Consider the following 11,421-nt stretch of genomic DNA (forward strand, 5'->3'; position numbering starts at 1 on the left):
CCGCCGGCCGCGCGAGGAAAGGCATGGTCAGGCTGCTCACCCTCGCCGCTGTCGTGTTCATGGCCACCGCGTGCGGAGTCGGCGGCTCGAGTGGTCCGTCGGTCAACTCCAGTCTCCGCCCGACCGCGCGGCCCGCGACCGCTGCCGTGGACGACGTCAACGGAGCCAGAGCATCCACCCAGTGCGCCACCAAGGTCAAGACGCTGCGGATGACCGTGAGCGGCCCGCTCAATGACACGGCCAAGTCCGGCAAGGCCTATATGGAGAAGGCCCATCCGGGCCTGACCGTCGAGATCACCTCGACTGCGACCACCTACACCCAGATCGTCCAGCAGATCAGCGCCGACGCCTCAGCCGGGCGCACGACCGACCTTGCGGTCGCCGGGTTCGACCTGCTGCCCACCTTTGTCCAGCAGCTCGACGCGCAGGAGCTGGCGCCGCGGTTGTTGCGCGCCTCATACGATCAGCGGTTCACGACTCTGGGCAAGGTCGGCAAGCAGCTGTACGCCGTTCCCCAGCAGGTGTCCGTCCCCGTTCTGCTCTACAATTCCGACATGCTGGCCAAGGCCGGCGTGGATCCGAAGTCCCTGGCGGACACCGCAGGCGTCATCGCCGCGGCCGACAAGATCAAATCTGCGCTGCCGGGCGTACAACCGATCGACCTGCCGACCGGGGATCAGTTTGGTCAGTGGTTCCTCAACACCATTGCCGGCTCGAAGGGCGCGAACATCCAGAACGCCGAGGGCCGGCCGAACTTCACCACCGACGCCGCTCGTGCCGCCGCCGGCTTCCTGGCCAAGGTCGGCAGTTACGGGCCGCAGTCGAAGACTCCGACCGATGCCCTGGTCCGTTTCGGCTTGAGCAAGCAGACCGCGATCGCCGGGGCGAGCATCAACTCGGTCGTGCCGGGGCTACGAGGACTCGAGCAGCAGGGCAAGGGCGCTTTTCCGCTCGGAGTGGCGCCGATCCCGGTCCTGCCGGGCGGCACCCAGCACCCGGTGGCCGGTGGCAACGGCCTCGTGGTGCTCGCAACCGATCGTTGTCAGAATGAGATGGCCACCGAACTGATGGTGTCGCTGCTCGCTCCGGACGTCGTCGCAGCCGGTGTGGAGGCGCTGAGTTACCTGCCGGTCGACATTGAAGCCGCCAACCGGCTGGTACCGCTCTACCAGCAGTTTCCGCAGCTCGTACCCTTCAACGCAACGGTGGACTCACTCGTTCGGGCGCCTTACTGGACTGGGACGCGTGGTGGTGAAGTACCCGCGTTTGCGTCGGATGAGGTCCAGAAGATCATGATGGGTGCTGATCCGGCGGCTACCCTGACCGAGTTGCAGAGCCAGGCGGAGAATCTCACCCAATGACCGTCCGAATCCACCGTGGTCGGCGCTGTCGCCCGTGGTGGTTCGCTCTCCAGCCGGCTCTCCAGCCGGCTCAGCGGCTGTCACAGGGAAGACGATCATGAGTGGATCGGTGGTTGAGCCTGCCACGGACAGGGGGAGTCTCGCGGGTGCGCCCGAGGTGACCCCGGCCGTGGCAGGGACCGGGGTCCGCATCGAGGTGGACGGGGTCAGCCGGATCTTCGGCGCAGTCCGTGCGCTCGACGCCGTGAGCCTGTCGGTGGAGCCGGGGGAGATCGTGGCCCTGCTCGGGCCGTCTGGATCCGGGAAGTCGACGCTGCTGCGGATCTGCGCCGGCCTTGAGGCGCCGACCGCGGGTGACTTGCGCTTCGGCGGCATCAGCCAGCGTGGTGTCGCACCGCACCAGCGCGACGTCTCGATGGTGTTCCAGCATTTCGCGCTCTACCCGCACCTGACCGCGCTGGACAATCTCGTGCTGGCGCTGAGGTACGGGCGCGGGATGTCGAAGTCGGCGGCCCGTGCGCGGGCCCGCGAAACGTTGGAGATGCTCACCATCGGCGATCTGGCGGGCCGTCGGCCGGCAGGGATGTCAGGGGGCCAGCGCCAGCGGGTTGCCATCGGGCGGGCGTTGGCCACCCGGGCAAAGGTCGTCCTGCTCGACGAACCCATGTCCGGGCTTGATGCGCAACTGCGGGTTGAGCTGCGGGTGGAGATCGTGGCCCTGCTGCGCGGCCTGGGGTCGACCGCGCTGTTCGTCACCCATGACCAGGCGGAGGCCATGGCTGTTGGTGATCGGGTCGCCGTACTCAACCGTGGACGCCTCGAGCAGATCGGCACCCCGGACGAGATCTATGACCGGCCGGCCACGCGATTCGTGGCTACCTTCGTCGGTGGCCCGCCGATGAATGTCTGCGACGGCACCTGGGTGGACGCAACGCTGCGCGGCAGGGGTTTCGTCGTTCCCGCGCCGGCCGGTTCGGTGGCGGTGGGTGTCAGGCCGGAGCATCTGCGCCTGGCCGGGCCGGATGAGGCCGGCGATCGTGCCGGTAGCGCCACGGGTCGAGATGACGCATTCCGGATCGGCGGCGAGGTGGTCGTGGTCGAGCGCCTAGGCGCGGATCGTTCGGTCTACGTCCGGACCGAGGCCGGCATGCTCGCCGTCCGCGTCGGTGCCGATCATCTTCCTCCTGGTGGCGTTCTAGTGACGCTTGGTGCATCCATCGAGTCGTTGTTTTTTTTCGACCGGGACGGGCATCTCCTGCCGTCCTGACCATGGAAGCCTGCTCGTTCATGCCGTGATTATACCGTTACACGCGGTTTTGCCCGTTTATGCGCATCTCGGCGGCTGCCTGCACTGAGCGATTGATGCGGCACGATACGTGTGATCTCGTTGTAGTCCAGGCTCCTACGTTGCCCAAGGGCGACGGTACGATCTGTTTGGTCGCTTGCTTGATAGCAAGCTGTTGGGCAGATAGCGGTGTTATCGGCTGCTTTATGGGGCGTAGATGCGATCAATGTTGCGAACACCGTGCATTCGGTGTGGTCATGCGTGCTCTGTTGTCTCCGAGTGACCGTGTGCACGCATCGCACTGAAGTCATCACTGTACGAAAGAGGATGTGCCACCTACTGTTGTTCACTGCTCACCAATTGCGACTCGAAGGAGACGGATGATGTTGACCGACGGTGCCGGTGCCTGCACCCACCCGCTCGCGTTCGTCCGAGCGCAGCGTGGCTGGTCCTACCAGAGGCTGGCCCGGGTGGTGGCGCGTCGAGCGCGCGACCTGGGGGTGGCCAACATGGCGGCGGAACGCCAGAAGGTCTGGCGTTGGGAACACCGCGGCGTGGTGCCCGATCGGGTGTCACAGCTCGCGCTCGCCGCCGAACTCGGCGTCCCGTCGGAGAAGGTCGAGGCCCATCCATGGCCCGCATGGCTGCCGACCGGTGACGTTGTACGTACCGACTACCCGTGGAGCGGCGCGGGCAGTGTGACGTCCATGATCGATGTTGTCGAGGACGCCCTGACCGACCGTCGTGGATTTCTGACCATCACCGGAGCCGGCGTGGCTGCCCTGGCCGGCGAGTGGTTGAACCTCGAGCCTGCCCGGCTCGCCGCGGCGCTCGACGGCGGGCAGGTGGACGCGCAGATCGTCAACCGTATCGAACACAACATCCCCGGGTTACGTCTGATGGACGATCGGCTTGGTGGTGACAGTGTCCGACGGCTGGTGGACGCCGAGCTCGGGGTGGTCACCGAGCTGCTTGCCCGGGGTTCGTACACGGAGAAGATCGGGGAAAGGCTCCAGCTGCTGGCGGCTGAACTCGCCCGGGTCGCGGGCTGGGCGTCGTTCGATGCCGGTTACCACACCAGCGCCCAGCGTTACTGGATCGCGGCCCTGCACGCCGCCCATGCAGCCGGGGACCGCCTGGTCGGCGCGAACATCATGAAAAACATGTCGCTTCAGTGCGTTGACTTCGAGCGCCCGCGGGAGGCCGTTGAACTTGCGCATGCAGCCGTCGCCAGTAGCGGTGGCATCAGCGGACGGGCCGGCGCGATGTTCCAGATGAGGTTGGCGCGCGCCTATGCGGCGCTGGGGGAGCCGGCCGAATGCTCCCGCGCGCTCGTGCGCTGCGAGGCTGCTTTTGAACGGGCGACCCCGCAGGACCCGGCCTGGGCAGGCATTTTCGACGAGGGGTCGTACGCCGCCCAGATCGGAATCTGCTACATCGACCTCGGCCGGCTGCCTCAGGCCGACCGGTGGCTGACTGCGGCCCTAGCCCTGCATCCGGCCGTCCACGCCCGCGACCACGCCACCTATTTGCTACGTCATGCGGCGGTTCAGATCGATCTGGGTAACCTTGACCACGGCTGCATGTTGGTCCGCGAAGTCGCACCGCTACTTGAGGCCACCCGGTCGCAGCGCAACGGGCGGCGGGCCGAGGATGTGCGTCGGCGTCTGCGCCGACATGCCTCCGATCCGCGGGCACGCGAAGCGGACCAGCTTCTCACCGCCCGTTCGGTCTGAACGTGGAGCGACCGGCCATAGCGCGGTCAGCCTTGTAATCGTGCGGTCATTCTGGTCGCCCGGTCGCCCGGTCGCTCTAAGCCGACCTGCCGGACGGACCGGCTGCTGCGGCCCGCTAGGGCGTGTCTGATGGATCATCGCCCGCATCGACCAACATCCATCAGACACGCCCAGCCGGGTCGATGGACGCGGCGACCTCGCCTGTCTCCGGATCGTCGAGCACCAGGGCGGCGGCGTCGGCGACGTTGCGCTTAACGATGGCCAGCGCAACCGGACCGAGCACCGCGTGCATGGCTGAGGTGCCGACGAACCCCACCACCCGGCCACCGACAGTTACCGGCACCCCTCGGCTGACTGTGCTGCCGTCAAGGTGCAGCAACACCATGCGGCGCGGCGGGCGCCCCAGGTTGTGCACCCGGGCGACGGTTTCCTGGCCCCGGTAGCATCCCTTGTCGAGGTGGACGGCCGTGGACAGCCAGCCGACTTCGTGCGGGATCGTCCGGTGGTCGGTGTCGGTGCCCAGGCGAGGCCGACGGTCGGCGACCCGCAGCGCTTCGAACGCGGACACGCCAGCCAGCGTCACTCCGGTTGACTGCAACCGTTCGACCGTCGTGGTCAGCTCCGGTCGCGGGATCAACAGGTCGACGCCGTGGGGCATGGCCCGGACGAGCGTCCCGGCCACATCCGGATCCTGGCGGCCGGTCGCGGTCGCCGAGGTCGCCGCCAACGGGTACAGCCCCTGAGCTAGCTGGTCGCCGTCAGCGCCGGATACCTCAGCCCCGCCGCCGGCCCCACCGCCGGGCCGTGGGAGCGGGCGGTCGAGCGGACCGAGGGCACTGGTCACGGCATCCACCGCGGCCGGACCGAGCACCGAGAGGACGGACCGAGCGCCGGTGGCGTCCGTGGGCTCCACCCGGAGCAGGAACCTCATCGACGCAAGGTAGGCCAGCAGAGCGTCAGTGGTGTCCGGTTCAACATCCAGCCAGGTCGTCGTGCCGTCGTCCGCGATCATCAGATGATGTTCGACGTGGCCGTGCGGGGACAGCACCAACGCCTCGCTGCCCCGCATCGCCGGCAGTGTGTTGAGGTGTTGGGATGTGATGCTGTGCAGCCAGGACAGGCGGTCCGGGCCGGTGATGCGGATGACCCCGCGGTGCGAGCGGTCGACGACCGCCGCGCCTCGTTCGGCCTCGCGCTGTTCACGCAGTGGGTCCCCGTAGTGGTCGGCTACCCCGAGGTCGGGTCCGGTGGCGGGCACTGCACCGGCGATGTCCAGCAATGGAGAGCGGTAGTGGATGTCGCCACCCGGTTCGTTCGACGCGTGCGGTTCAGCGTCGGTCCCGGGTGCGGTGGTGGAGTCGGCAGTCATGGACTGTTCAACCAGCTTTCGGGTCTGCACAGTCCACACATCGGCCCGTGAGCGCCACGTGGCTGACGTCCACCGCGAAACCGAAGCGATCCCGCAGGGCGATGACCAGGTCGGACAGCACGGTCGGGGAGACTTCCTGGACGGCCCCGCAGGCTCCGCAGACGAGGTGAACGTGGTCTTCGGCGCCGGCGGCGTGATAGGTAGGCGCGCCGTGCCCGAGGTGGGCATGGGAAACGAGTTCGAGCTTCTCGAGAAGCTCCAGCGTCCGGTACACCGTCGAGATGTTGACCCCGCCCGCTGTGCGGCGGACCTCCGTGACGATGTCCTCCGGGGTGGCATGGCCGAGCCGGGCGACCGCCTCCAGCACGAGTTGACGTTGCGGCGTGAGACGGTAGCCGTGAGATCGTAGCTGCGTCTGCCAGCCACCCCGCGGCCCACCCTCGACGTCCACCGCCATGGACTGAGTGTAGCTGGCCCAGGGCGGCGCGGTTATGCCGCAGCCGGCGTCCGCCCGCCGGCGTTCGCTTTCGGGCGGAGCGCCACCGCGGTGAAAAAGCAGTTGCGGAGCACGCCAGGGCGAACGTAGCGTTGTCTGCACACGGGAAGGGAGGTGGTCCAGTTTTGTGTGATAAACGGACTCGTGAGGTGACTGTCCGCTAGCCGGTCTCGTGGTCCTCACCCGGCCGGGTGACCTGCGGGCACCGGTACCGGCGAGAACCAGACAGGCACCAGGCCCCCGAGCGTCGTCGCTGGTCCCGACGGCTCATCATCCCCGAACAGGGGTTGATGGAATCGCTCGGGGGCTCCTGTTTGTGATCCAGAGCGGGTGGACCCGGCGTTGCGGGGCACAAGGTGCCGTGGCTGCGGGTCCTCCCAGCCGGGTTGTGGGTCCGCGGGAGCGCGTCGCGTCGATCCGGCCACATGCGACGCCCGGGTTGCGGCAGGATCGATGGCATGCCGACGCTCGTCCTGCTCCGCCACGGCGAGAGCACGTGGAACCGTGAGAACCTGTTCACCGGCTGGGTGGATGTAGATCTTTCCGACAAGGGTGTCAAAGAGGCGACCCGCGGCGGCGAGCTTCTGCGCGACTGCGGCCTCCTGCCCGACGTGGTGCACACATCGCTGCTGGTGCGTGCGATCCGCACCGCCTGGATCGCCTTGGACGCCTCCGGACGCACCTGGATCCCGGTCCGCCGTTCGTGGCGCCTCAACGAGCGGCACTACGGGGGTCTGCAGGGCCTGGACAAGGCCGAGACGCTCGGGAAGTACGGCGAGGAGCAGTTCATGCTCTGGCGTCGCTCCTATGACACGCCGCCGCCGCCGATCGGGCCTGACCAGGCCAGCGGGGTGGACGAGCGGTACGCCGGCCTGCCGCCGGATGTGATTCCGACGACCGAGTGTCTGCGCGACGTCGTGGTGCGAATGCTGCCGTACTGGTACGACGCGATCGTGCCCGACCTGCGGGCCGGGCAGGTCGTGCTCGTCGCCGCCCACGGCAACTCGCTGCGCGCGCTGGTGAAGCATCTGGACGGGATCAGCGATGCTGACATCGCTGGTATGAACATCCCCACCGGCATTCCGTTGCGTTACGAGTTGGACGACGATCTAGCGGTCGTGAGTTCGGCGTACCTCGACCCGGCGGCAGCGGCGACGGCCGCCGCTGCCGTGGCGGCGCAGGGAAAGAAGTAACGACCGGTGCCTGAGGATGTGCCGCCGAGACCGGGCGGCACATCCGGGCGGCACATCCGGTGCCCGGCGCCCCATCCGCTCACCGGCCGGTGATCCCTGTCTGGTGATTTAGATCTTGTCGCCGGTTACGAGGTAGATCACCCGATGGGCGACTGAAACCGCATGGTCGGCGTAACGCTCGTAGAAGCGACCGCACAGGGTGATGTCGATCGCAGCCTCCATGCCGTAGGTCCACTCGGTTTCCAGCAGCACGTGGAAGAGCTTGCGGTGCAGGGCGTCCATGGAATCGTCGTCGCCCTCCAGCTCCTTGGCGAGGGCGGCATCGTGGCCCGCGATGACCGACCCGGCCTTGGCCACGATCCGTTGCGCCACCTGACCCATCTCCAGGATGGTCGAGTTCAGCTCCGGCGGGATGGCGCGTCCCGGGTAACGTCGTCGGGCCACTTTGGCCACGTGTAGCGCAAGATCGCCCATGCGCTCGAGATCTGCGACGATGCGTAGCGTCGTGACCATGATCCGCAGGTCGGTGGCAACTGGCTGCTGGCGCGCCATTATCTCGAAGGATCTCTGCTCGATCTCGTTACGGAGAAGATCCACTGTTTCGTCGGCGGTGATCACGCCTTCGGCCAGCTGTAGATCGGCATCGAGCAGCGCGGTTGTCGCTCGCGCCATCGCGGAGGCGACCAGATTGGTCATCTCCACGAGTGACGAATTGATGCTGTCGAGATCGTCGTGGAAGGCGTCCCGCACGGACGGCTCCTTCGTGTTCGTGGCGGTTGTCGGCCCATTTGATCACAGCAGGGACGGGTCTCGTGGTGATTACCACGTACCCGCCGCCCCCAGCGCAACGGGTCGATATCGGCGGTCCGGAAAGGATGCCGCCCCCAAGGCCTCGAACATGTCGCGAGGTACCGCGAGGCTGCGGTGGCTTCCCGAACAACGCGCGGTCCCGACAGCTGCGCCACCCTGCCACGATCAAACGATCGTCGGTGGCGCTCGCCCTGCGGTGAACAGATCACGTGAGCCGAATGAACTCCTGGTGACGATCGCTTCTGGTTAGGTTGATACACGCGCAGGCTACCGTTGGCCACCTACGATTCGGCCCGTGGGTGACGGTGTGGGTGAGCGAGGGCCCAGGTTCGTGCTTCGCCCGGATTCGTCCAACCCGGGGTCGCGTTCCGCTCCGGAGCGGCCTGTCACCGGGTCCGGAGCGGAGGTACCTGCAGTGGCGGTCTCCGGTTCGGCAGCTCCTGTTTCGGCGGCATCTGGAGCGGCGGCCACGCAGCCGGCCCTGCCGTCCCGACTCATCCGGCGCTTGGTCGACGGCCTGCCGTCCGGGTTGGTCGTGCTGGACGCGGACGGTGCCGTGGTGCTGGCCAACCCGGCTGCCCGGAGCATGGGCGTGATCGACGGTGGCCGGTTGGCTCTCGACGAGCTGAGTGATCTGGTCGGACAGACCCGCGCGGACGGCGTCGACCGTGACCGCCAGCTCGGTCTACCACCGCGTCCGGAGCCGCCGCTGACCCGCCCGCGTCCTGATCAGGAGGCGTTCGCCGTGCGGGCTCGCACCCTGCGCCTTGGTGCGGACGGCCACGTGGCCGTGATCCTCGACGACGTCACCGAGGCCCGCCGGGTGGAGGCGGTCCGTCGGGACTTCGTGGCCAATGTCAGTCATGAGCTCAAGACCCCGGTCGGCGCCCTGCATGTGCTTGCCGAAGCGGTTGCCGTCGCCAGCGACGACCCGGTTGCCGTCCGGCGTTTCGCTTCCCGGATGACCCGTGAGTCCTCCAGGCTCGCGCGCCTCGTGCAGGAGATCATCGACCTGTCCCGTCTGCAGGGCGCGGACCCGAAGCCTGACCCGCGCCCGGTCCGGGTCTCGGCGGTGCTGGCCGAGGCGCTGGACCGTACCCGGCTGACCGCTTCGGCCCGCGAGATCACCATTGCCGTGATCGGTGACAGCGATTTCGCCGTCAGCGGGGACGAGGGGCAGCTCGCAACGGCGTTGGCGAATCTGCTCGACAACGCCGTGAGCTACTCGCCAACGGGCACCCGAGTGGTCATCGGGGTTCGACGGGCGGGCGACACGGTCGAGTTGTCCGTCGCCGACGAAGGTATCGGGATCGCCGAACGGGACCTGGAGCGCGTGTTCGAACGCTTCTACCGTGCCGACCCGGCGCGTTCCCGCCAGACGGGGGGCACCGGGCTGGGGCTCGCGATCGTCAAGCACGTCGCGACGAACCACGGGGGAAGCGTCAGTGTGTGGAGTGCCGAAGGTGCCGGGTCGACCTTCACGATCAGATTGCCCCTGTTGCGGACCGGCGGCGATGCCGGTGGCGAAACCGATCCCGATCCCGATCCCGATACCGATACCGATACCGATACGGAAACCGATACCGATGCGGATACCGAGCGTGGAAACGACAATGATGACGAAGGAGCGTGAAGGGTGACCCGCCTTCTGGTCGTGGAGGACGAGGAGTCGTTCTCGGACGCGTTGTCGTTCATGCTTGAACGGGAGGGGTTCGAGGTCGCGGTCGCCACCGACGGGCCGGCTGCGCTGGCCGAGTTCGAGCGGCACGGCGCTGATCTTGTACTGTTGGACCTGATGTTGCCCGGCCTGTCCGGAACCGAGGTCTGTCGGGCACTGCGCCAGCAGTCGGCGGTTCCTGTGATCATGCTGACGGCTCGCGACAGTGAGATCGACAAGGTCGTCGGCCTGGAACTGGGTGCTGACGACTACGTCACCAAACCGTTCTCCGCCCGTGAGCTGGTCGCCCGGATCCGCGCGGTACTCCGCCGCCGCGGCGAGGCCGAGGAACGCATCACCGCGACGCTGGAGGCCGGCCCGGTCCGGATGGATGTCGAACGTCACGTGGTCACGGTCGACGGGGCCGCTGTCCCGCTGCCGCTGAAGGAGTTCGAGCTGCTGGAGATGTTCCTGCGTAACGCGGGTCGGGTGCTCACCCGTGGCCAGCTGATCGACCGCGTGTGGGGGTCGGACTACGTCGGGGACACCAAGACCCTCGACGTCCATGTCAAGCGGCTCCGGACGAAGATCGAGGATGAGCCGGGCAATCCGCGCCATTTGGTGACCGTCCGAGGGCTGGGTTACAAGTTCGAACCCTGATCATTGTCGTATCGTGGTCGGGGCGGGGCGGCTCCAAGATCTTCCATGCCACGTACGGTGGTGAGCACACGAAGCGTGTCCCGGTGTGCTGCCGCTGCGCTGCCGGTGCGCTGCCGGTGCGCTGCCGGAATCCATGGACAGGCCCGAACGCCGGACCCTGGCTGATGGGCGCGGTCGCAGTCACCGTCACCGGGGTTCCGTCCCGGCCGGGCAGGTCCGCGAGCTGATGAGCGGGTGTGTCCGCCGGGAACGTCCATGCGTCCCGCTACCGACAATCGACAGGAGTGGATGCGAACGTGGTGAAGCTGCTGCGGTCAGCACAGAGCGGCCGGTTGGCCGCTACATCGTGTGACTGCGTGCCGTGTCGGTGAAGCCGGCTGTCGGTAGTCAGCCGGGGGCTGATCGGGACGCGGTCGGCCGGCAGGTCACGGACCGGCAGACCAACGGGCAGGCCAACAGGCAGGCCGCGGACAGGTCCGCCCCGGACCGGGATGTCGTGAGCGGGGGCGCCGCCGGTCAGGGCCAGCTGGGCCAGGCTGACGGCCAGCCAGCCGTGCCGCGTGTCTCGGTCGGTCGGATGCGCCTCGGCGTGATCGACATCGGGTCGAACACGGTGCACCTGCTGGTCGTCGATGCGCACGTCGGCGGCCAACCGTTGCCGGCGGCGAGCGTGAAGGTTCCACTGCGGCTGGTAGAGCTCCTCGACAGCGATGGCGCGTTGTCCGCCGCGGGTGAGCGGACATTGACCGAGACCATCATCCAGATGCGTGGTCGCTCTGACGATCTTGGCGTGGACGACCTGGTGGCGTTCGCCACATCGGCTCTGCGTGACGCCACCAACAGTGGGGCGGTCC

At 67.6% G+C, this 11,421-nt stretch carries 10 protein-coding genes; 7 read left to right on the forward strand and 3 right to left on the reverse strand.

What is annotated here, in order from left to right; translation table 11 throughout:
* The first annotated feature begins 23 nt into the window (after positions 1-23).
* The 3 genes from U9978_RS15260 (at position 24) to U9978_RS15270 (ending at position 4,382) form a co-directional block, all read left to right on the forward strand.
* A complete protein-coding gene (locus U9978_RS15260) occupies positions 24-1,361 on the forward strand; it encodes an extracellular solute-binding protein (protein WP_322761824.1) in 1,338 nt (445 codons plus the stop codon).
* A gap of 97 nt (positions 1,362-1,458) precedes the next feature.
* The gene (locus U9978_RS15265) at positions 1,459-2,628 is read left to right on the forward strand and encodes an ABC transporter ATP-binding protein (protein WP_322761796.1); all 1,170 of its coding nucleotides are present in this window, start codon (positions 1,459-1,461) and stop codon (positions 2,626-2,628) included.
* 401 nt (positions 2,629-3,029) lie between these two features.
* Positions 3,030-4,382 carry a transcriptional regulator gene (locus tag U9978_RS15270; RefSeq protein ID WP_322761797.1) on the forward strand — a complete coding sequence of 451 codons (1,353 nt, stop codon included), beginning with the start codon at positions 3,030-3,032 and terminating at the stop codon, positions 4,380-4,382.
* A gap of 160 nt (positions 4,383-4,542) precedes the next feature.
* On the opposite strand, the gene U9978_RS15275 is transcribed toward U9978_RS15270, so the two are convergent.
* Together U9978_RS15275 and U9978_RS15280 are read right to left on the reverse strand one after the other, a co-directional pair.
* Complete coding sequence (locus U9978_RS15275) at positions 4,543-5,781, reverse strand: folate-binding protein (RefSeq protein ID WP_322761798.1); 1,239 nt, start codon at positions 5,779-5,781, stop codon at positions 4,543-4,545.
* Positions 5,759-6,208, reverse strand: coding sequence for a Fur family transcriptional regulator (locus tag U9978_RS15280; protein ID WP_322761799.1), 450 nt, complete (start codon positions 6,206-6,208; stop codon positions 5,759-5,761). Before U9978_RS15280 ends, U9978_RS15275 begins: the two co-directional genes overlap by 23 nt.
* A 497-nt stretch (positions 6,209-6,705) precedes the next feature.
* Between U9978_RS15280 and U9978_RS15285 the strand changes: the two genes are divergently transcribed.
* Entirely contained in the window at positions 6,706-7,440 is a 735-nt protein-coding gene (locus U9978_RS15285) for a phosphoglyceromutase (protein WP_322761800.1), read from the forward strand.
* Positions 7,441-7,548: 108 nt separating this feature from the next.
* On the opposite strand, the gene phoU is transcribed toward U9978_RS15285, so the two are convergent.
* A complete protein-coding gene (gene phoU / locus U9978_RS15290; RefSeq protein WP_322761801.1) occupies positions 7,549-8,190 on the reverse strand; it encodes a phosphate signaling complex protein PhoU in 642 nt (213 codons plus the stop codon).
* Between the two features lie 475 nt (positions 8,191-8,665).
* Here phoU and U9978_RS15295 point away from each other — a divergent pair, with 475 nt between their 5' ends.
* From U9978_RS15295 to U9978_RS15305, 3 genes are all read left to right on the forward strand, one after another.
* A complete protein-coding gene (locus U9978_RS15295) occupies positions 8,666-9,883 on the forward strand; it encodes a sensor histidine kinase (RefSeq protein WP_322761802.1) in 1,218 nt (405 codons plus the stop codon).
* A gap of 3 nt (positions 9,884-9,886) precedes the next feature.
* On the forward strand, positions 9,887-10,567 hold the full coding sequence (locus U9978_RS15300) for a response regulator transcription factor (protein ID WP_322750065.1): 681 nt from the start codon (positions 9,887-9,889) through the stop codon (positions 10,565-10,567).
* 361 nt (positions 10,568-10,928) lie between these two features.
* The coding region (locus U9978_RS15305; protein ID WP_416210984.1) for a Ppx/GppA phosphatase family protein at positions 10,929-11,421 on the forward strand (493 nt) is incomplete at its 3' end.

The organism is Protofrankia sp. Cr2, from assembly GCF_963555885.1.
Taxonomy (GTDB): domain Bacteria; phylum Actinomycetota; class Actinomycetes; order Frankiales; family Frankiaceae; genus Protofrankia.